The sequence below is a fragment of the Bradyrhizobium sp. WSM1253 genome, from assembly GCF_000244935.1.
GTDB lineage: Bacteria > Pseudomonadota > Alphaproteobacteria > Rhizobiales > Xanthobacteraceae > Bradyrhizobium > Bradyrhizobium canariense.
In genome coordinates, this window is sequence record NZ_JH600073.1 from 2,416,976 (window position 1) to 2,437,521 (window position 20,546).

General features: G+C 64.2%; 21 protein-coding genes. 8 read left to right on the forward strand and 13 right to left on the reverse strand.

All coding sequences use genetic code 11. The features are described from left to right. Positions 1 to 12 precede the first annotated feature (12 nt). The 4 genes from BRA1253DRAFT_RS13030 to BRA1253DRAFT_RS13045 form a co-directional block, all read right to left on the reverse strand. Positions 13 to 933, reverse strand: coding sequence for an MBL fold metallo-hydrolase (locus BRA1253DRAFT_RS13030; protein WP_007594719.1), 921 nt, complete (start codon positions 931 to 933; stop codon positions 13 to 15). 181 nt (positions 934 to 1,114) lie between these two features. After that, entirely contained in the window at positions 1,115 to 2,329 is a 1,215-nt protein-coding gene (locus BRA1253DRAFT_RS13035; protein WP_007594720.1) for an acyl-CoA dehydrogenase, read from the reverse strand. 160 nt (positions 2,330 to 2,489) lie between these two features. Further along, positions 2,490 to 3,566 carry a 3,4-dihydroxy-2-butanone-4-phosphate synthase gene (gene ribB / locus BRA1253DRAFT_RS13040; RefSeq protein ID WP_007594722.1) on the reverse strand — a complete coding sequence of 359 codons (1,077 nt, stop codon included), beginning with the start codon at positions 3,564 to 3,566 and terminating at the stop codon, positions 2,490 to 2,492. A 153-nt stretch (positions 3,567 to 3,719) separates the two neighbouring features. Next, positions 3,720 to 5,447: a cation:proton antiporter gene (locus BRA1253DRAFT_RS13045; protein WP_007594724.1), complete on the reverse strand. Its 1,728-nt coding sequence runs from the start codon at positions 5,445 to 5,447 to the stop codon at positions 3,720 to 3,722. Between the two features lie 67 nt (positions 5,448 to 5,514). Here BRA1253DRAFT_RS13045 and BRA1253DRAFT_RS13050 point away from each other — a divergent pair, with 67 nt between their 5' ends. Both BRA1253DRAFT_RS13050 and BRA1253DRAFT_RS13055 read left to right on the forward strand, forming a co-directional pair. Further along, positions 5,515 to 6,042 (forward strand): DUF3124 domain-containing protein, encoded by a 528-nt coding sequence (locus BRA1253DRAFT_RS13050; RefSeq protein WP_007594726.1) that lies wholly within the window; start codon positions 5,515 to 5,517, stop codon positions 6,040 to 6,042. 65 nt (positions 6,043 to 6,107) lie between these two features. Further along, positions 6,108 to 7,340, forward strand: coding sequence for a PLP-dependent aminotransferase family protein (locus tag BRA1253DRAFT_RS13055; protein WP_007594728.1), 1,233 nt, complete (start codon positions 6,108 to 6,110; stop codon positions 7,338 to 7,340). 4 nt (positions 7,341 to 7,344) lie between these two features. On the opposite strand, the gene BRA1253DRAFT_RS13060 is transcribed toward BRA1253DRAFT_RS13055, so the two are convergent. Beyond that, positions 7,345 to 7,617: a helix-turn-helix domain-containing protein gene (locus BRA1253DRAFT_RS13060; RefSeq protein WP_035995174.1), complete on the reverse strand. Its 273-nt coding sequence runs from the start codon at positions 7,615 to 7,617 to the stop codon at positions 7,345 to 7,347. A gap of 166 nt (positions 7,618 to 7,783) precedes the next feature. On the opposite strand from BRA1253DRAFT_RS13060, the gene BRA1253DRAFT_RS13065 reads away from it, so the two are divergent. Both BRA1253DRAFT_RS13065 and BRA1253DRAFT_RS13070 read left to right on the forward strand, forming a co-directional pair. Beyond that, complete coding sequence (locus BRA1253DRAFT_RS13065) at positions 7,784 to 8,224, forward strand: hypothetical protein (RefSeq protein ID WP_007594736.1); 441 nt, start codon at positions 7,784 to 7,786, stop codon at positions 8,222 to 8,224. A 96-nt stretch (positions 8,225 to 8,320) separates the two neighbouring features. Further along, complete coding sequence (locus BRA1253DRAFT_RS13070; protein ID WP_007594737.1) at positions 8,321 to 8,548, forward strand: hypothetical protein; 228 nt, start codon at positions 8,321 to 8,323, stop codon at positions 8,546 to 8,548. Between the two features lie 169 nt (positions 8,549 to 8,717). On the opposite strand, the gene BRA1253DRAFT_RS13075 is transcribed toward BRA1253DRAFT_RS13070, so the two are convergent. The 8 genes from BRA1253DRAFT_RS13075 to BRA1253DRAFT_RS13105 form a co-directional block, all read right to left on the reverse strand. Continuing rightward, positions 8,718 to 9,536: an aldo/keto reductase gene (locus BRA1253DRAFT_RS13075; RefSeq protein ID WP_007594740.1), complete on the reverse strand. Its 819-nt coding sequence runs from the start codon at positions 9,534 to 9,536 to the stop codon at positions 8,718 to 8,720. Positions 9,537 to 9,682: 146 nt separating this feature from the next. Further along, on the reverse strand, positions 9,683 to 11,248 hold the full coding sequence (locus BRA1253DRAFT_RS13080; RefSeq protein WP_007594742.1) for an alkaline phosphatase: 1,566 nt from the start codon (positions 11,246 to 11,248) through the stop codon (positions 9,683 to 9,685). Between the two features lie 117 nt (positions 11,249 to 11,365). Beyond that, a complete protein-coding gene (locus BRA1253DRAFT_RS13085; RefSeq protein ID WP_371261317.1) occupies positions 11,366 to 11,758 on the reverse strand; it encodes a hypothetical protein in 393 nt (130 codons plus the stop codon). Between the two features lie 134 nt (positions 11,759 to 11,892). Next, complete coding sequence (locus BRA1253DRAFT_RS13090) at positions 11,893 to 12,894, reverse strand: nitronate monooxygenase family protein (protein WP_007594746.1); 1,002 nt, start codon at positions 12,892 to 12,894, stop codon at positions 11,893 to 11,895. A gap of 105 nt (positions 12,895 to 12,999) precedes the next feature. Continuing rightward, the gene (locus tag BRA1253DRAFT_RS13095; protein WP_007594747.1) at positions 13,000 to 14,619 is read right to left on the reverse strand and encodes a DHA2 family efflux MFS transporter permease subunit; all 1,620 of its coding nucleotides are present in this window, start codon (positions 14,617 to 14,619) and stop codon (positions 13,000 to 13,002) included. Continuing rightward, positions 14,616 to 15,770, reverse strand: coding sequence for an HlyD family secretion protein (locus BRA1253DRAFT_RS13100; protein ID WP_007594750.1), 1,155 nt, complete (start codon positions 15,768 to 15,770; stop codon positions 14,616 to 14,618). Before BRA1253DRAFT_RS13100 ends, BRA1253DRAFT_RS13095 begins: the two co-directional genes overlap by 4 nt. 194 nt (positions 15,771 to 15,964) lie before the next feature. Continuing rightward, positions 15,965 to 16,123, reverse strand: a complete 159-nt coding sequence (locus BRA1253DRAFT_RS44435) for a hypothetical protein (protein ID WP_007594751.1) — start codon at positions 16,121 to 16,123, stop codon at positions 15,965 to 15,967. Between the two features lie 24 nt (positions 16,124 to 16,147). Next, a complete protein-coding gene (locus BRA1253DRAFT_RS13105) occupies positions 16,148 to 16,522 on the reverse strand; it encodes a PRC-barrel domain-containing protein (RefSeq protein WP_007594753.1) in 375 nt (124 codons plus the stop codon). Between the two features lie 155 nt (positions 16,523 to 16,677). Here BRA1253DRAFT_RS13105 and BRA1253DRAFT_RS13110 point away from each other — a divergent pair, with 155 nt between their 5' ends. From BRA1253DRAFT_RS13110 to BRA1253DRAFT_RS13125, 4 genes are all read left to right on the forward strand, one after another. Next, the gene (locus BRA1253DRAFT_RS13110) at positions 16,678 to 18,465 is read left to right on the forward strand and encodes a thiamine pyrophosphate-requiring protein (protein ID WP_007594755.1); all 1,788 of its coding nucleotides are present in this window, start codon (positions 16,678 to 16,680) and stop codon (positions 18,463 to 18,465) included. Between the two features lie 8 nt (positions 18,466 to 18,473). Further along, a complete protein-coding gene (locus BRA1253DRAFT_RS13115; protein ID WP_007594757.1) occupies positions 18,474 to 18,701 on the forward strand; it encodes a hypothetical protein in 228 nt (75 codons plus the stop codon). A gap of 87 nt (positions 18,702 to 18,788) precedes the next feature. Further along, a complete protein-coding gene (locus BRA1253DRAFT_RS13120; RefSeq protein WP_007594761.1) occupies positions 18,789 to 19,340 on the forward strand; it encodes a DUF4142 domain-containing protein in 552 nt (183 codons plus the stop codon). A gap of 223 nt (positions 19,341 to 19,563) precedes the next feature. Beyond that, on the forward strand, positions 19,564 to 20,454 hold the full coding sequence (locus tag BRA1253DRAFT_RS13125) for an SDR family oxidoreductase (RefSeq protein WP_198288303.1): 891 nt from the start codon (positions 19,564 to 19,566) through the stop codon (positions 20,452 to 20,454). Positions 20,455 to 20,546: the final 92 nt, after the last annotated feature.

The following is a 20,546-nucleotide window of genomic DNA, read 5'->3' on the forward strand; positions in this document are numbered from 1 at the left end:
AATGACGAGAGACTAGTTCGCCATCCGATACGTCCCGCCGATCACGGGATCGCCGTCCGTCGCCACCACGCCGCGGGCGACCAGGTCTTCCAGATGCGCCAGCACGGAGTAGCCCGCTGCAGTGGTGAGCCTCGGATCGATGCCGATATAGATCGCCCGGACCATGGTCGGGATGTCGGTCTCGCCCTTGGCAAGGCGGTGCAGGATAGAGGCCTCGCGCGCCTTGCGGTGACGGATCAGGAAACGCACGAAGCGCGGACCGTCGGGAATTTCGGGACCGTGACCGGAGAAATACACATCCTCCTCGCGCGCGGCGAGGCGATCCAGCGATTCCATGTAGTCGATCATCGAGCCGTCGGGCGGCGCCACGATCGAGGTCGACCATCCCATCACGTGATCGCCGACGAAGTTGAATTTCCGCTCGGGCCAGGCAAACGCAAGGTGATTGGCGGTATGGCCGGGTGTCGCCACAGCCTCGAGCCGCCAGCCGTCTCCTTCGACGACGTCGCCATGGGCGATCCTGATATCGGGTGCGAAGTCGCGGTCGGCGCCGGATTCCGGGTTGTGCTTCTCGCTCTCGAAACGCGGGCGCGAGGCGCGGTGCGGGCCTTCGGCGTAAACAGGCGCGCCGGTCGCCCGCTTGATCCGCGCGGTGTTGGGGGAATGGTCGCGGTGGGTGTGGGTCACGAAGATATGGCTCACCGTCTCGCCGCTGACGGCATCGAGCAGCGCCGCCGCATGCGCCTCGTCGTCCGGACCGGGATCGATGATCGCAACGTTGCCCCGGCCCACGATGTAGCTGACCGTGCCGGTGAAAGTGAACGGGCTCGGATTGTTACAGAGCACCCGCCGCACGCCGGGGCGGACTTCCTCGACGATGCCGGGCTTCAGCGGAAAGTCGCGGTTGAACGGGACGTCGTCATTGTCGGACATGGGACTTCCTGTAGCCAAACTCTCTGCCGTCATACCCCGCGAAAGCGGGGTATCCAGTACGCCGCGGCGGTCGAGACGAAGACGAGGTCTCTGGGATACTGGATCGTCCGCCCCAGTGCGCAATGCGCACAAGGCGGACGATGACAGCGGAGCAAGGCAACTGCCATGGAACACATGGCGCTCAGAAAAACGCCTGAATACCCGTGATCGCGCGGCCCAGGATCAGGGCGTGGACGTCGTGGGTGCCCTCGTAGGTGTTGACGGTCTCGAGGTTATGGACGTGGCGCATCACGTGATACTCGATCGAGATGCCGTTGCCGCCGTGCATGTCGCGCGCGACGCGGGCGATGTCGAGGGCCTTGCCGCAATTGTTGCGCTTCATGATCGAGATCATCTCGGGCGCGAACTTGCCCTCGTCCATCAGGCGGCCGACGCGAAGCGAGCCCTGAAGGCCCAGCGCGATCTCGGTCTGCATGTCCGCGAGCTTCTTCTGCACGAGCTGGGTCGCAGCCAGCGGCTTGCCGAACTGCTTGCGGTCGAGCGTGTACTGGCGGGCGCGGTGCATGCAGTCCTCGGCCGCGCCGAGCACACCCCAGGAAATGCCGTAGCGGGCGCGGTTGAGGCAGCCGAACGGGCCCTTCAGGCCGGAGACGTTGGGCAGCAGCGCGTCTTCCGGAACCACAACGCCGTCCATCACGACCTCGCCGGTGATGGAGGCGCGAAGCGAGAGCTTGCCACCGATCTTCGGGGCCGACAGGCCCTTCATGCCCTTCTCCAGCACGAAGCCGCGGATCTGGTTGTCGTGCGCGGCCGACTTGGCCCAGACCACGAACACGTCGGCGATCGGCGCGTTCGAGATCCACATCTTGCTGCCGGTCAGGCGATAGCCGTCCGAAACTTTCTCGGCGCGGGTTTTCATGCCGGCCGGATCGGAGCCGGCATCAGGCTCGGTCAGCCCGAAGCAGCCGACCCACTCGCCGCTGGCGAGCTTCGGCAGGTACTTCTTGCGCTGGTTCTCGTCGCCATAGGCGTAGATCGGATACATCACCAGCGAGGACTGTACCGAGTTCATCGAGCGGTAGCCGGAATCGACCCGCTCGATCTCGCGCGCGACCAGACCATAGGCGACATAGCCTGCATTGGCGCAGCCATATTCCTCCGGCAACGTGATGCCGATCAGGCCGAGCTCGCCCATCTCGTTGAAGATCTCGCGATCTGTCTTCTCTTCGAGATAGGCCTTGGCAACGCGCGGCAGCAGCTTGTCCTGGGCGTAGGCGCGCGCGGTGTCGCGCACCATGCGCTCGTCTTCGGTGAGCTGCTCGTCGAGCAGGAACGGATCGTCCCATTGGAAAGAAGCCGAAGCCGGCTTGTCCTTGGCCTGAGGGCGCGCGGTCATGAAACGTCCTTTCGTCTGGTTCCGTCAAAATTTGCCCGACAACGTAAAGCGCCGCGGCAACAAGTGCAATTGCGTTGCAGATGATCGGGTCTGCGTGAATCCCGGGGACGAGTGAGGCTCACCTCGGGGGATGCGCTTCGCGCACCCTGAGATGACAGCGCTAGCTTTCGAGCTGCTCGTTGGCGACGATCTCGATGCCGAAGCCCGAAAGGCCCTTGTAGTCGTGCACCGAGGAGGTGAGATGCCGGATCGAGGTGACGCCGAGATCGCGCAGGATCTGCGCACCGACGCCGACTTCACGCCACTGGCGGTTGCGGTCGGCCTCGGTCGCGCTCTCATCGGGCAGCGGCGCCACGGGGACACCGGCCGCACCGTCGCGCAGATAGACCAGAACGCCACGGCCGGATTTCTTGAAGTGCTCGAGCACCGCCGCCATGCGCTTGTGGCCGGTGAAGATGTCCTTGACGATGTTCGGCTTGTGGAAGCGTGTCAGGACGTTCTTGCCGTCGCCGACGCCGTTGTAGACGAAGGCGACGTGGGCGATGGAATCGAACGGCGAGCGGTAGGCATAGCCCTGCAGCGGCCCGATCGGGCTCTCGGTGACGAAGGTCGAGACCCGCTCGATCAGCTTCTCGCGAACCTGGCGGTAGGCGATCATGTCGGCGATGGTGACGTGCTTGAGCTTGTGCTGGGCGGCGAAGCGGGCGACCTGCTCGCCCTTCATCACGCTGCCGTCGTCGTTCATCAACTCGCTGATGACGCCGACCGGCGGCAGGCCGGAGAGCTTGCACAGATCGACCGCGGCCTCGGTATGGCCGGAGCGCAGCAGCACGCCGCCATCCTTGGCGATCAGCGGGAAGATATGGCCGGGACGGGCGAAATCGTTGGCGCCGGCGTTGGGATTGGACAGCGCGCGGCAGCACGAGGCGCGCTCCTCGGCCGAGATGCCGGTGCCGCCGTCGGGCTTGTAGTCGATCGAAACCGTGAATGCGGTGGTGTGCGCGGAATCGTTGTGGGCCACCATCGGATCGAGCCGCAGGCGGCGCGCATCTTCGGTGGTGATCGGCGCGCAAACGATGCCGGAGGTGTGGCGGATGATGAACGCCATCTTCTCCGCGGTGCAGAACGAGGCGGCGACGATCAGATCGCCCTCACCCTCGCGGTCATCGTCGTCGGTGACGACCACGAGCTCACCCCGGGCAAAGGCCTGCAAGACTTCCTGGACGTTATCCGGCATTTCCCAATCTCTATCGGTTATGGCCCGGAGGCTTAGCCGGACTTGGCCCGGGGCGCTAGTGTCCCCGGCGCAACCACATATGCCGGACCGCAGCCCTGCCCGGCGGGCGGCTTGCACCGGGCCCAAGCCCGGTGAGAAGCCGGCCGGGCGCGGTCAGGGCAGCACCTCGCGCCGCTCGCCGAGCCGCTGATCGAGCTCGGCACGCTTGTCGGCCAACAGGCCGGCTTGGGCCGCCTCGATCACCGTGAACAACTCGTGGGCGTCGCTGAGCCGGGTCACGGTGACATAGCTGGCGCCGGCCGCGTAGAGTTCGCCTACATCCGACAACAGATCGGCCGTGGCAACGATCATGGCGGTCGGGTTGAGGGTGCGAACGTGGCGGACCAGCTTCTCGTTGCTGGCACCCTTCAGAAGCGCATCCGGTACGCTGAGGATGATCATCTCGGACTTGCCGACGCCGGCATGGAGCAGCGTGTCGGCGCTGCTGATATCGCCATAGATCACGTGCAGGCCGCGCGAAAGCAGCGTCTGGTACACATTGGGGTTGAAGTCGATCACGGTGATCTGCTCGAGCAGCACCGGGGCCTGCCGTTCGATCTCGGCCAGCAGCGCGCTCGCCGCACGGAAAAAGCCGAGGATGACGATGCGGCGCGCCTCGCCATGGCCTTCGTGCCCTTCCTCGCCATGGCCGTTGCCGTGGTCGAGATCGCGCAGGCCGATCCGCTTGAGGGGGCCGATCGCCCAGCGGGTGATCTCGTCGCTGCGGGTCATCACGAAGGTCGAGAGCACGGCCAGCACCACGAAGGCGAAGGAGGCCGCATTCGCCGTCTGGGCTGCTATGTGGTGGTCGGCGACGCCGGTCTGGATCACCACCAGCGAGAACTCGGAGATCTGCGCGAGATTCAGGGCCGGCAACAGGCTAGCGCGCAGGCCCTGCTTCATCAGATAGAGCGGGGCGAAAGTGGTGACGAGGCGGCTCACCACCGTGAACGCCGCGATCATCAGGGCAAGCCCGATCACGGAGAGCCCGGGCACGGGAATGGTCATGCCGAGCGCGACGAAGAACAGCGTGATGAAGAAATCGCGTAGCGTCGTGACCTTAGCCGTGACGTCGAGCGCGTAGGGAAAGGTCGAGAGCGAGACGCCGGCGATCAGGGCGCCCATCTCGCGGGACAGCGACAGCCGCTCGGCTGTCTCGGCGACCAGGAAGCACCAGGCGAGCGCGCCGAGCAGGATCAGCTCGGGGCGGCGGGCGATCTGGTGAAACAGACGCGGCAGCACGTAGCGGCTCACCAGCAGGGCGGCGGCGACCAATACCGCGACGCGGCCGATCGAGAGCAGGATGACGCTGATTTCCAGATTGGCAAGGCTCGGCTGCACCGCCAGGAACAGGATGGCGAAGATGTCCTGGAGCACCAGCACGCCGAGGGTGATGCGGCCCGGCAGCGTGTCGAGCTCGCGCTTCTCGTAGAGCACCTTGACGATGATGACGGTGCTCGACAGCGCGCAGGCGACGCAGAGGTAAACAGCATCGAACTGCCCGCCGCCGAGCGACAGGCCGATGCCGGCGAAGAACAGCACCCCGAGCAGGCAGCCGCCGAGGAGCTGGCCGCCCGCCGCGAACAGGATGACCTTTCCCGCCCGCACGATCTTCTTCAGGTCGATCTCCAGGCCGATCATGAACAGCATGAAGATCAGGCCGAGCTCGGAGATGACGCTGATCGATTCCTGCGACTTGACCCAGCCGGCGCCAAATGGACCTATGCAGAAGCCGGCGATAAGATAGGCCAGGATCAACGGTTGCCTGGAGAAGTGGGCAAGCAGGCCCAGCATCCAGGCAAACAGGATACAGAGAGTGATGTCGCGAATGAGCTCGTGCATGCCAGATTGGTCCGTTTTGCCGCACCCTAGTGATCGAGTGCGGCGCGGCAAGCGAGCAATTCGTCACATGCGGATGGGGCTCGCCATTGCAATGCTGCTATGCCCCCTCGCCTCCTCAGTGCCCGCATTCGCTCAATCCAAGGTCAATATCGAACAAAGCTTTGCCGATTCCCTCACCGCACTGCCAAAAGAAGAACTCGCCGTTTCCGGCGGATTCTACGTGCCCGCCTATTCCAGCGTCGCGATGAGCCAGGGCAAGCTGCGCGTCGACTTCTCGGTGACCCTGAGCGTGCACAACGCCTCCGAGACGCAAGCACTGGTGGTCAAACGCATCGGCTATTTCGATACCTCAGGCAGGCAGGTCGAGAGCTATCTGAAGGCGCCCGTCGCGTTGAAGCCCCTCGCCACCGTCTCGATCTTCATTCCGACCGACGACGTACGCGGCGGGACGGGAGCCAATTTCCTCGTCGATTGGGCCGCAACAAGCGAGATCGCCGAGCCTGCCGTCGAGGCCTTGATGGTTGGCGGCGTCGCCAATGCGCATTACGCTTTCATCAGCCAGGGCCGTCCGACCCGGACGGTCGGCAAGAAATAAGCAAGAAGCACGACTGACCTGCGCAAAGCCGGCAGCCTGACAAGAATAGAATGAGGAACGCTCCCATGACGTCCAGCTTCGATTTTGCGCCCCTGTTTCCCGCAGGGCTGCCGGCCCCCTCTGCGCGCTGGACGGGTCTCGCCAAATACAGTTTTGTCGGCGGCAACAACGACGCCGAGCAGCTGCCGCTCGATCATCTGATCGAGGCGGCCAACATGGCTCTGCAACGCGAAGGCCGCTCGCTCGCCACTTACGGGCTGGCACATGGTCCCCAGGGCTATCTGCCCTTGCGCGAATTCCTGGTGACGAAACTCAAGCGCGATGCCGGCATCAACTGCACGGTCGACGATCTCCTGATCGTCTCCGGCTCGCTGCAGGCGCTCGACCTCGTCAACGCCACGCTGCTGACGCGCGGCGATACCGTGATCTTCGAGCAGGATAGCTATCAGGGCTCGCTGACCCGTTTGGCGCGGCTCGGGGTCAATGTGGTTGGCATCCCCCTCGACAAGGACGGCATGCGCATGGACGTGCTGGCCACGATGCTTGCCGACCTCAAGGGCCGCGGCATCCGGCCGAAGTACATCTACACCATTCCGACCGTGCAGAACCCGACCGGCAGCATCATGCCGGAGGGCCGCCGCACGGAGCTGTTGCGGCTGTCGGCAGACTACGGCGTGCCCATCTTCGAAGACGATTGCTATGCCGATCTGGTCTGGTCAGGACAGCGGCCGCCGGCGATCCATGCGATGAGCCGGAACGGCGGCGTGATCCATATCGGCTCGTTCTCGAAGTCGATCGCGCCCGCGCTGCGCGTCGGCTTCATCGTCGCGCCCTGGGATGTGATGTCGCGGATGCTGGCGCTGAAGACGGACGCCGGCTCCGGCGCACTGGAGCAGATGGTGCTCGCCGCCTATTGCAAGCCGCATTTCTCGACCCACGTGCCGGCGCTGACGAAGGCACTGCGCACCAAGCTCGACACGCTGATGGAGGCCGTCAACGAGCAGTTCGGGACGGCCGCCGAATTCGAGGAGCCGAAGGGCGGCATCTTCCTTTGGGTGAAGCTGCCCGATCAGGTCGATACGCTGAAGCTGTATCAGGCCGCGCTTGCCGCCGGCGTATCGATCAATCCGGGGCCGGAATGGTCGACTGACAAAAACCACTCCAGATCGCGACTGCGGCTGTGCTTTGCGAGCCCCTCGCATCAGCAGATCCGCGAGGGCGTCGCCGTGCTGGCCGAGATCTGCCGCAAGGAGTTCGGCGTGCCGGCCCGCAGCGCCAATGTGGAGAAGCGGGCCTGAGCCTTCAGACGATCTGGGGCTGGCTGCCGTGGATCGCGGAGGCCAGCCGCAGCAGCAGCACGATCGAGACGTTGCCCTTGCCGGCCTCGATCTGAGCGATGTAGCGCTCGGAAATCCCGGAGCGGCGGGCCAGCTCCCGGCGCGATAGGAGGCAGCGCATGCGTGAGGACTTCAAGCGGTCGCCCAGCTCGGCCAGAAACGCGGTCTCGGAATAAGGCGGCACGGCACAGCTCCCCGGCAGCACCTCGCCTGCGAAATCCCTGACTTGATTCAGCATCGGTCTATCCAATTTCGCCTTCGGGAACGCCATCCTACTCCGGAAGCGGCCGGCCTCATTGACGCGGATCAAATTCGCGCGCGAATGGCGGTCAGCGTGGACGATCGCGCGCGGGATGCTACACTTCGGAATTATTCGGAGGTGGGGCTCATCAGGACATGACGAGTTGTTTGAGCCGCTGGATTGCGGCAGCAGTGCTGTGGGTTGCGTTCACGCCCGCGGCCGGGAATCGCTTGCGACGACCGTCGAGCAATGGGGCCTGCTCGGCTCATGGGCGGTCGACTGCGCGGCCCGGCCCGACCGCGACAAGGGCGCGCTCTTGATTTACGAGATCCGGAAGGACGGAAGGGTGATGTACCGGCGCAATTTCGGCGAGGCCAAAGACGAAAACGAAGTGGTATCGGCGATGGTCAACGCCGACGGCCTGCTCAATGTGATGGTGTACTTCCCCTTGCTGCAGCAGACGCGCGAGTTTGGCCTGCTCCTTTCGAAGCAAGGCAGCTTGCGCGCGGTCTACAATCGCAGCGAGCGCGGCGAGTACACGATCAGGGACGGCAAATACGTCGCGACCGGCGCGCCAACGCCTGCACAACAGCGCTGCGATTAACCCACCTGAACAGGCGTTCAGAATTCTCCTGCGATTCCTCCGGAACGTTCCCGCGAATGCGCCGTTTAGATTTGCATTCCATTGGAGGAGGACATCATGAAGAAGTTTGGTTATGTGCTTGCCGCTGTCGGCGCGCTCGCGGTTGCACTGCCGACGCTCGCCAGCGCGGAGACGGTGGTGATCAAGCGCGGAGGTCATCATCACGGCATGTATGGCGCCCGCGCCGAATACGGCATGCATCGCGATCACGGTTGGCATCGCGGCTGGCACAATCGCGACCGCGTCGTCGTGATCAAGCGTGGCCACCGTCACCATTGGGACTAATGCGCAACGCAATATGGAAATGGCCCCTCACGGGGCCATTTCTTCGTTCTTTCTTCCTTCTCCCCTTGTGGGAGAAGGTGGCGCGAAGCGCCGGATGAGGGGTATTCCTCGGCGAATTCAAACTGACAAATGTGCATGCGGAGAGAGACGGTGCGCTCAGCGACGACTCTCAGTCCCACGCCGGTGCGAAACCGGGATTGACGCAGCGTCTGTCCTTCGGCAGCGCGGCGATCTTGTTGCGGTCGGCATCGTCGAGCGTGATCTTCAGCGCGTCCAGATTGGCCTGCTGGCTCTCTCGCCGCGACGCCTTCGGTATCGCGGCGATACCGTCCTGGTCGAGCAGCCATTTCAGCGCGACCTGCGCAGCGGTGGCATTGTGCCTGGCGCCGATCTCGGCCAGCACCTCATCTGACGCGACGCGTCCCTGCGCCAGCGGGCAATAGGCGACCAGCGGGATCGACTTGGTGTTGAGATAGGCCAGCACCTTCGATTGATCGAGCATGGCGTGGTATTCGATCTGATTGCACGCGATCGGCGCCTTGATGTCCTCGACCGCGATCTTGAGCAGCGCCGTGGTGAAATTGGCGACGCCGATCGCCCGCGTGCGCCCCTCCTGCTTCAGCGTCATCAAGGTCTCGAACACCGCGCCCCAGTCCGCCGCCTTGGACGGCCAGTGCACGAGATAGAGATCGACATGGTCCAGCCGCAGCTTGTTCAGGCTGGTGTCGAAGGCGCGGCGGATGGCGTCGGGGCTGAGGTTCTCGTGCCAGACTTTTGTCGTGACGTGCAGCTCGCCCCGCGGCAGCCGGGCCGCGGCGAGCGCCGCGCCGATCGATTCTTCGTTGCCGTACATTTCGGCGGTATCGATATGGCGATAGCCGATCGACAGCGCGCTCTCGACCGCCGCGCGGCAGGCATCGCCCTGCATGCGGAAGGTCCCGAGGCCGAGCTTGGGCATGCTGATGCCCTGTGTCTTGAGATTGTCCATGAAAAAGGCTCCTGACATCGTTCAGCCCGCCGGAGGCCAGCAGCGATGCTGCGTGAGCAGACTCTTCGGGGATGGAAAAGAGGTGGCGGGAATGGACAGCATAGCGCCGCAGGCGCACGGCGGCCAATCAAGATCGGGTTAGCGACTTACGAATGCTGCGCCACCACGGCTGGACGCGCCTGCGGCTGCGGCACGATATCGACCGACCAGAGGTCGCGGTTGTCGACGTCCTTCAGCGTTACGGTCATGACGCCGGTCCGGCCATCGATGTCGACCTTGCCGAAGAACTGCAGTCCGAAACAGGACGCGAGGTTTTCGCCCTGCGCCTCGCTGCACCCGTTCTGATACATCGCGGCCGGACCAAAGGTATCGTCGAGCTCGCCCGGGCTCCAGGTGCCGGCATGCAAGGGTCCCGAGACGAACTCCCAGAACGGTTCGAACTCCTGGAATTGCGCCCTGTTCGGATCGTAGTAATGCGCGGCGGTGTAATGCATGTCGGCGGTGAGCCAGACGATGTTGCGAATTCCGGCGCGCTTGATGGACGCGAGAAGATCGGCGATCTCGTGCTCACGCCGGTCGGGCGGTCCATTCCCCAGTGCAACCGCATCGAGACTGACCAGGCCGATCGGCAGATCGGCCGCGATCACCTTCCAGGTCGCGCGCGAGGCCGCGAGCTCACGCTTCAGCCAGGCAAGCTGTTCGGCGCCCAGGATCCAGCCGCGGTGATCGTCGCCCTTGTTCCAGCTCTCGTCGCGATAGCTGCGCATGTCGATCATGAAGACGTCGAGCAGCGGACCATAGGCGATCTTGCGATAGACCCGCCCCTTTCGCGCGCCGATGTCGCGGATCGGCATGAAGTCGAAGAAGGCGCGGCGGGCGCGCGCGACCAGGCGCGGGGTGCCGTCATCCTCATGGCCGGCGGCGTCATAGCTACCGGTCGGCGACCAATCGTTGGTGACCTCGTGGTCATCCCATTGTGCAAACATCGGCACTTCGGCATGGAAGGCGCGGAAGTGCTCGTCGAGATGGTTGTATTTGTAATTGCCGCGGAACTGCGCCAGCGTGTGCGCGACCTCGGATTTCTCCTCGGTCACGACGTTGCGCCATATCTCGCCGTTCGGCAGCTTCTGCTCGGAGGGGATCGTGCAGTCGGCGTAGATGTGATCGCCGGAGTGGATGAAGAAGTCCGGGCGATTGTCGAGCATGGTGCGATAGCTGCGATAGCCGCCGCGCGATGTGTCGATGCCCCAGCCCTGCCCCGCGGTGTCGCCGGACCACAGGAACGAGATCGACCGGTCGGCAGCCGGCGCAGTGCGGAAGTGGCCGACGCGGCTTTCGCCGGCGATGCCGGTCGCGATGTCGTCGAAGCGTACACGATAGAAGATGTCCTGCCCGGGCGGCAGATCGTTCAGCAGCACTTTCGAGGTGAAGTCGGCATCGGGCGACGCATCGCGCGAAGCCGACGCAATGATCGTCTTGAAGCTCTCCACGGTCGAATAGTCCACCCGCATCCGCGCCGGCCGGTCGGCGCGCGCCCAGATCACCGCGGAGCCATCCGAGACGTCGCCGGACTGGATGCCGCCTGCGAGCTGCGGACGATCAGCGGCGCGGCTGAGATGTGGCGTTGCGAGCGCGGCAACGGTGAGGCTCGAGGTGGAACGGACCAGGAATTGCCGCCGGGTCCAGGCGCGCGAGGCGCGGAGCGCTACCATTCAGGAAACCTTCGTCGACTAGCGACGGAAGGTGCCTGCGTCGTTTGACCCCCGGCTTACGGTTTCTTGACCGCGGGCCTACGGTTTTACGACGTGCGGATGACGCTCGGAATTGACCTAATGCTTCCAGTTGCAGATGCCGCCGCTGCGGCACGGCCAGGTCTGGATGCGGGTGTCCATCGCCTGCGCGTCGAGCGGATTGCCGTGACGATGCGCGAGCTTGGTGCGCGCCGCGCCGCGCGGGTGCGCGGGCTTGGCGTGCGCAACCTTCGGCTCCGACACGCGCACGCGTTCGGCGGCGACCTTCTTCGGCACGTCGACCGGTTCGGCGCGCGCCTGCGCCTCGTTGCCGCCGCGCGCCTCCAGCGCGACCGGCGCGAACTGGGTTTCGGGCCCCAGCCGCTTCGGCGACAACACCGCCTTCGAAAGATCGAGGCCGAGATATTCGTCGGGCTTGTAGTCGTCAGCGCGCGCGACGCCGGCCCATGCGAGCACGAGGACAACGGCCATTGCAAAAGGAGCGCTCTTCATAATCACGGACGCCTCCTGAAATCGATTGTTAAGAGGTAATTTACCTCTATTTAGGAGGCGTCGCGCGCAATTCCAGCGGTCAACTGCCGCCGTAGTTAAGAAGTTTGGCGGTGTCAGGCGACCTTTCGCGGTGCACCCGTCTCTTCAAGAAACCCCATTAGACGGGTACGGATGATGGTTTCCGCCTCAGCCATGATCCTGTCGACGAGTTCCTTGCAAGTGGGGATGTCGTGGATGAGGCCTGCGACCATGCCGCAGCTCCACGCGCCCGCGTCCATCTGCCCGTCCAGCATGATCCTGGGATAAACGCCCGCGACCTGGTCGTGGATGTCGTCGATCTTCAGCTTGTCGCCCTTCTCGCGTTCGATCTCGAGCAGGCGGTCGACATTGGCGTTCTTCAGCACGCGCTCGGTGTTGCGCAGGCTCCGCATGATCAGGCGGGTGTCGCGTTCGGTCGCGGCGACCAGCGCGTTCTTGACGTTCTGATGCACCGGCGCTTCCTTGGTGGCGATGAAGCGCGTGCCCATGTTCATGCCGGCCGCCCCCAGCGACAGCGCCGCGACGAGGCTGCGGCCGTCGGCCATGCCGCCGGACGCGACGAACGGAATCTTCAATTCCTCCGCCGCGCGCGGCAACAGGATCATGTTGGGAATGTCGTCCTCGCCGGGATGGCCGCCGCACTCAAAGCCGTCGACGCTGACGGCGTCGCATCCGATGCGCTCGGCCTTCAGCGAGTGGCGCACCGACGTGCATTTGTGGATGACCTTGATCCCGGCGGCCTTCAGCGCGGGCATGTAGGCTTCCGGGCTGCGGCCGGCGGTCTCCACGGACTTGATGCCGCCTTCGACGATGGCCGCGATGTATTCCGGATAAGGCGGCGCGGCGAAGGTCGGCAGGAAAGTGAGGTTCACGCCGAACGGCTTGTCGGTCATATCGCGGCAGCGTGCGATCTCCTTTGCCAGCAGCTCCGGCGTCTTCTGCGTGAGACCGGTGATGATGCCGAGCCCGCCGGCATTGGAGACGGCAGCCGCCAGCTCGGCAAAGCCGACGAAATGCATGCCGCCCTGGATGATGGGGTGCTCGATGCCGAACAGTTCGGTGATCGCGGTCTTCACTTAAATTACCTCCCGGGCATTTGCTTGACGTTCGGACCAGTCTAGCCGGACATTTGCGCCGCGGTCACCCTTTCTCTCTCCATTTCGAGCCGAGCGGCTGTTGCCTCAATGCCCCCGCGCGGGGGCGCCCAGCTTGATCGGGCGCAGCACCGCGGCGGTCGGGATCATCAGCACCGCGATGACCGCGAGCGTCCAGAACACGTCGATATAAGCGAGCAAATCGACCTGCTGCTGCAAGGTGCGGCCGACCCAGGCGACCGCCTGCGCAGCCGCATCGCTCGCATTCGAGCCCTGAGCCTGGAAGAAGCGGGTCATCGTCTCGATAGCTTGCTGGTAGCCGAGGTCCGACGGCGCGGCGTGCTCGATCAGACGGCCCTGATGGAATTGCTGGCGCTGCGCCAGGATTGTCTGCGCCAGCGCAACGCCCATGGAGCCGCCGATATTGCGGGCGACGTTGATCAGCGCCGAGGCCTGGTTGGTCTTGTCCGGCGGCACGCCGTCATAGGACGCGGTCGTGACCGGCAGGAACAGGAAAGGCAGACCGAGCGCCAGGAAGATGCGCGACATCGCGGCGTAGCCGTAGGTGATGTCGCCGGTGAGGCCCGTGAGATGCCACATCGAGAACGCGACGATGGTGGCGCCGAGCATGATGAGGTATTTCGGCTGCACGCTGCTGACGAGACGGCCCACCACCGGCATCAGCACCAGGGTCGCGATTCCGCCCGGTGATAACGCAAGGCCTGCCAGCATGGCGGTGTAGTTCAAATCGCTCTGGAGCAGTTGCGGCAAAAGCTGCGTCGTCGAGATCAGCACCGCGCCGGTCGCAAGCATGACCAGGAAGCAGGCGGCGAACTGGCGGCGGCCGAGCAGGCGGAGATCGATGATGGGATCCTCGCGCGTCAGCTCCCAGGGGATCAGCGCAAGCAGTGACATGGCCGAAAGTACCGCGAAGAACACGATCATGTTCGAGCCGAACCAGTCGTTGCGCTGACCCTCGTCGAGCACGTATTCGAGCGAGCCGAGCCCGATCGCGACCAGCAGGAAGCCGACATAGTCGACGCGCAGGCCCTTGCTCAGCAGCTTCTCCCTCTCCTCCTCCGCCCCCGAGGGCTCCTTGACTAGCGTGCCGACCAGGAACAGCGACAGCAATCCCATGGGGACGTTGATCAGGAACACCCAGTGCCAGGTGTAGGTGTCGGTGATCCAGCCGCCGAGCGTCGGACCGACCACGGGCGCGACCACGACGGCGACGCCATAGATTGCGAAAGCCTGGCCGCGCTTGTGCGGCGGGAAGGAGTCGGCGAGGATCGCCTGCTCGCTGGTCGCCATGCCGCCGCCGCCAAGGCCCTGAAGGATTCGAAACAGCACCAGCGCCTGCAAATTCCAGGCAAAGCCGCACAAGAGCGAGGAGATTGTGAAAACCGCAACGCAGATCATGTAGAAGCGCTTGCGGCCGATCACGGTCGACAGCCAGCCCGAGATCGACAGCACGATGGCGTTGGCGACGAGATAGCTGGTGATGACGTAGGTGCTCTCGTCGATGCCGACGGCAAGCCCACCGGCGATGTGGCGCAAGGCGACATTGGCAATGGTGGTGTCGAGCACCTCCATGAAGGTCGCGATCGAGACGACGAACGCAATGAGATAAGGATTATGACCGCCGGCCGCCGAGCGCTCCGGCGACCAGCCGCCCGCGGACGCGCCGCCTTGCGCCGTGTCGGTCATCGCACCCTGGTCCAGGGCACGACCGACATGCCGGGACCGACGGGCAAATCGGCCGGCCAGCTGTCGACCACGATCTTCACAGGCACGCGCTGCACCACCTTGACGTAATTTCCGGTGGCGTTCTCCGCGGGCAACAGGCTGAACGCAGTGCCGGAGCCCGGCTGCACCGACTCGACATGGCCGGTCAGCTTGCGCCCGGGATAGGCGTCGATGCGGATCTCGACCGGCTGGCCCGGCCGCATGTCGTTGAGCTGCGTCTCCTTGTAGTTGGCGACGATCCAGACCTCGTCAGGCACGAACATCATCAGGCTCTGTCCCGCTGTGACGAAAGTGCCCTTGGCGCCGCTGAGCTTGACGACGCGGCCGGACTGCGCCGCAACGACGCTGGTATATTGCAGGTTCAGCTTGGCCTGATCGACCTGCGCCTGCGACTGCTCGAGCTGCGCCCGGGCGCCCTCAAGCTGCGCTTGCAGCGTCTTGATGCCGACTTGCGCGGCCGTCACCGCGGTCTTCGCGCGCTCGGTGTTGGCCTGCTGCGCCTGAAGATCGGAGCGGGTCTGCTGCTGGCGCTGCACGGTGCCGGCGCCCTTCTCGACCAGATCCTGGGCGCGCGCGAATTCTTCCTGCGAGAACTGAAGCTGGGCCTGGGCCTGTTCGAGCTGCGCCTCCGCCTGCTTGATCTGCTCCTGCTGCGAAACGATCTGCGCCTGGACATTGGCGATGTTCGCCTTGGCGACCGCGACTTGCGCATTGGCCTGATCGATGGCGATCCGATAGTCGCGCTCGTCGATCTTGGCGAGAAGGTCCCCGGCGTTGACATGCTGGTTGTCCGTCACCGGGATGTCGGTCACGTAGCCGCCGACCTTGGAGGCCACGGAAAAGCTGCGCGCGGCGACGAAGGCATCGTCGGTGGATTCATAGTGGCTTATCTGGAGCCAATAGAGCAATCCGCCGATCAGAGCTGCGAGCAAGACGATGGCGCCAACGCTTGCCACCAGCCAATGCTCGCGAAGCCGATCTTGCAGCGACGGCGCCTTCGCCGGCTTCGAATCCTTGGCGTCGTGGGCCTGATCAGGAGATGTCTTCGGAGCTTCCTTCGCCCTCTGCGGCTGCTCCGCGGACGGTCCACGCTCCCGTGTCTGAGCATCCACGGTAAACACCTTTCTCGGGATTAAACTGGCGGCAGAGCCGCCAAAGCCGGCTCACGCGACGCCCAACCGCAACTCCTGATCATGGTTCCCCTTGTTGCGAGCACCATCGCGTTCGTGAACGCCCTGCCCAAAAGCGAGCGCGGCACACTGGATGCCGCACTCGCCTCGATGACTCATGGGAACGGCACCTTGTCTCAGTGTGTCTTCGTCGCGTGCCATTTCTCGAGATCGGGCTTCACCTCGTCCGATCCCTGCTCTTTTTCCGGAGTGCCTTTCCAGGGCTTGTCCGTCTGCTTGTGCGAACCCCAGTCGCTCTGCTGCCGGGGATCGTCGTTAGGCCGTTCCTTGCTCATCGAGCTTCCTTTCGGTGGAAACGCTTACGCGAAGGGGACGCCATAATAGGAGTTGATGCCGCGAACCGCGGCGTCATCCCCCCAGTTCCAATCACTCCGCTCGCCATATTTCGGCGCGCCTTCCAGTTCCTTGGTGGTGATGCCCGTGACGTAACCGCCGAGCTCCGTGTCGTATTTCAGCGACTGCCAGGGCAGCGGATAATGGTCGTTGCCGAGGCCCAGAAATCCGCCGAAGCCGAGCACGGCGTAGGACACCTTGCCGCTGATCTTGTCGATCATCACGCGTTCGATCGAGCCGATTTTGTTGCGATCGGCGCCGTAGACCGATGTTCCCTCGACCTTGTCGCTGCCGATCAACCGACCCATCTCGTTTTGGTCCAGTTCACCCTGATTCAACATCTCAATTCTCCACTCAGCCAGTCTGGAGACAACCCAAAGAGGTGCGCGATCGTTCCGGCATGTTCCGTCAGACTTGAGGAACATCGCCGGAAACGGGCGGTTCTCTCAGCTTCAAATCCCGGAAACCAAATACCGGAAAACGAAGGGCGCCCTCGATGTCCCAGACCGTCTCAGACTTCATCGTTCAACGTCTGCATCAATGGGGCGTGCGCCACCTCTTTGGCTATCCCGGCGATGGCATCAACGGCGTATTCGGTGCGCTTCAGCGTGCTGAGGGCAAGATCGGCTTTGTCCAGGCGCGGCATGAGGAGATGGCCGCTTTCATGGCGAGCGCCTATGCGAAGTTCTCTGGCCAACTGGGGGTGTGTATCGCCACTTCGGGCCCCGGCGCCTCGCATCTGATCACCGGGCTCTACGATGCCCTGCTGGATCACCAGCCCGTGCTCGCGATCGTCGGTCAGCAGGCACGCAATGCGCTGGGCGGACACTATCAGCAGGAACTCGATCTCGTCTCGATGTTCAAGGATGTGGCTGGCGCCTACGTCATGCAGGCCTCCTCGCCGGCGCAAATCCGGCATCTGATCGATCGGTCGATCCGAATCGCGTTGGCCCGGCGCACGCCAACGGTGATCATCCTGCCCAACGATATCCAGGAGGAGCCCTACGAGGATCCGCCGCGCGCTCACGGCACCCTGCACTCTGGCGTCGGCTATAGCGCGCCAGGCATCAAGCCTCGTGACGCTGACCTCGACCGTGCCGCCGAGGTGCTCAACGCCGGCAAGAAGGTCGCGATGCTCATCGGCGCCGGCGCGCTCCACGCCACCGAAGAGGTGATCGCGGTCGCCGACCGCTTGTCCGCCGGCTGCGCCAAGGCGCTGCTCGGCAAGGCAGCGCTCCCCGACGATCTGCCGTGGGTCACCGGCTCGATCGGCCTGCTCGGCACCGAACCCAGCTACAACATGATGATGGAATGCGACACGCTGCTGATGGTCGGCTCGGGGTTCCCCTATGCCGAATTCCTGCCGAAGGAAGGCGCGGCGTGCGGCGTGCAGATCGACAACGACGCCAGCATGATGTCGATCCGCTTTCCCATGGAGGTCGGCCTGGTCGGCGACGCCGCCGAGACGCTGCGCGCCCTGCTGCCGCGACTGAAACCCAAGAGCGATGGCGCCTGGCGCCAGGGCATCGAAGACGACGTCGCGAAATGGTGGAAGACGCTGGATGATCGGGCCCATCAGCCCGCGGCACCGGTCAATCCGCAACTCGTCGCCTGGGAGCTGTCTCCGCGCCTGCCCGACCGCGCCATCGTCACCAGCGATTCCGGCTCCTGCGCCAACTGGTTCGCGCGCGACCTGAAGATGCGCCGCGGCATGACGGCCTCGCTCTCAGGCGGCCTCGCCTCGATGGGTGCCGCGGTGCCCTATGCGCTCGCCGCGAAATACGCGCATTCCGACCGCCCGGTGATTGCCCTTGTCGGCGACGGCGCGATGCAAATGAACAACATGGCCGAACTGATCACCGCCGCGAAGTATTGGCGCGAGTGGAAGGATCCGCGCTTCATCGTCTGCGTCTTCAACAACGAAGACCTCAACCAGGTGACCTGGGAGCAGCGCGTCATCAACGGCGATCCGAAATTCGAGGCATCGCAGCGCATCCCGAACGTGTCCTATTCGCGCTTTGCCGAGCTGATCGGCCTCTCCGGCATCTATGTCGACAGCCCGCAGCTACTAGGCTCGGCTTGGGACCAGGCGCTCGCGAGCCAGATGCCGGTGGTGCTGGAGGTGAAGACCGACCCCGAAGTGCCGCCGCTGCCGCCGCACATCACCTTGCAGCAGGCCAAGAACTTCTCTCTTGCGCTGATGAAGGGCGATCCCAACGAGAGCGGAGTGATCAAGGGCGCGGCGCGGCAGGTGTTGGAAAAAATCCTGCCTGGAAGTGAATGAGGTGAAGCATGAGCGATTTCCGCGATATCCAGCACGGCGTCAACGATCCCGTGGATGGCCTCGACGTGAAGCGGCAGATCAACGACAACCGGACGCCGCATGAACGGGCACAACGCCATGCAGACGTGCGTGCCGAGGCCACTGCCACGCCGACCGAGCCGTTCCTGCCCGAACGGCTTCGGCGCAAGCCGACGGATCCCATCAACCCACGCAGCGGGCGGAGACCGACGGATTAGCCGTTAGGAACTCCGGCCGCTGCAGCGTGTTGGTGGGCGCAATGCCGCGCGGCGAGAGGCTGCGCGCCCATTCGGAGGGATCGGACCATGAAACGAATGATTATCGCAGCTGCTTGCGTGCTGCTCGCAGGCCCCGCGCTCGCCCAGTCGCTGGGCGAGAAAACCGGCGTCAACTCGGCGCTCGGCGTCGCGCCTGCCACCGCCGACTTCGTCAAGGAAGTCGCCATCAGCGACATGTTCGAGATCGAATCGAGCAAACTTGCCGAGCAGAAGGGCAACGCACAGGAGAAGACCTTTGCGCAGCAGATGGTGACCGACCACACCAAGACCAGCAGCGAACTGAAGGGCCTCGTCACCGGCGGCAAGGTGCAGGCGACCCTTCCGACAGCGCTCGACAGCTCGCATCAGAGCAAGCTCGACAAGCTCAAGAGCGCGAATGGCAGGGACTTCAGCTCGGATTACAATTCGTACCAGGTCAGCGCCCACGAGGACGCGGTCTCGCTGTTCGAGCGTTACGCCAAGGGCGGCGACAATTCCGACCTGAAGGATTGGGCCGGCAAGACGCTGCCGGCGCTCAAGCACCATCTCGACATGGCCAAGGAGCTCGGCAAGGCGCCAAGCGTCGGCCAGACCAAGTAAACATCTTCCGAGGACGCCGGCTTGCGGGTCGGCGTCCTCTCGTTTTGCAACGATGCCTCTCTCCGCGCATTGAGATCGCGAGATCGCGGAGATCGTCATGACACATCACGACAAGGCTTCAGTATCCCGCCGGCACGTCGTCCAAGCGGCGAGCGCAACCATCGCTGCTGCTTCGCTGGCCTCTTCGACAGCGAAAGGAGACACGTCCATGGCCGAGCAGAAAATGGCCGAGCAGAACCTGGTCGATCCCGTCACCCGCTTTCCAAAGCCGCCGTTCAAGAAGCAATCGCAGCCCTGGCCTGGCCTCGCCGGCAAGATGGAGCCGCCCCCGGATCACGGCGAGACCAGCTACAAGGGCTCCGGCCGGCTCGCCGGCCGCAAAGCGCTGATCACCGGCGGCGATTCCGGTATGGGCCGCGCCGCTGCGATAGCCTATGCACGCGAAGGCGCCGACGTCGCCATCAACTATCTACCGGCGGAAGAACCGGATGCGCAGGACGTCATCGCGCTGATCAAGAAGGAAGGGCGTATCGGTCTCGCGATTCCCGGCGACCTTAAGGATGAGGCTTTCTGCAAGAAGCTGGTCGAGCAGGCCGTCCAAGATCTCGGCGGACTCGACATCGTCGTCTGCAACGCGGCGCGGCAGCAGACACGTGCGTCCATTCTCGACGTCTCCTCGGAAGACTTCGACGCGACCATGAAGACCAACATCTACGCGCCGTTCTGGATCATCAAGGCGGCGCTGCCGCATTTAAAGCCCGGCTCGTGCATCATTGGCACGACATCGGAGCAGGCTTACGATCCCTCGCCCGATCTCTATGACTACGCGCAAACGAAGGCGGCGACGATGAATTACGTGAAGTCGCTGGCGAAGCAGCTCGCCTCGAAGGGCATCCGGGTCAATGGCGTCGCACCGGGCCCGATCTGGACCCCCCTGCAGGTCTCCGGCGGCGCCACGATGGAGAAGCTCGAAAAATTCGGCGGCATGACGCCGCTCGGCCGTCCCGGCCAGCCCGCCGAACTGGCCTCCATTTACGTGCAGCTTGCCGCAGCCGACGCGAGCTATGCGACCGGCCAGGTGTATGGGTCCGCTGGTGGATCGGGACAGCCGTAAACGGCGCTTTGGCCCGGCCCCAGGCTGATGCCGCAAGGTAGGGTCCAGGAACCTTCTTTGTCTTCGGGCTTTACAAAACTGTCACAAAGGAC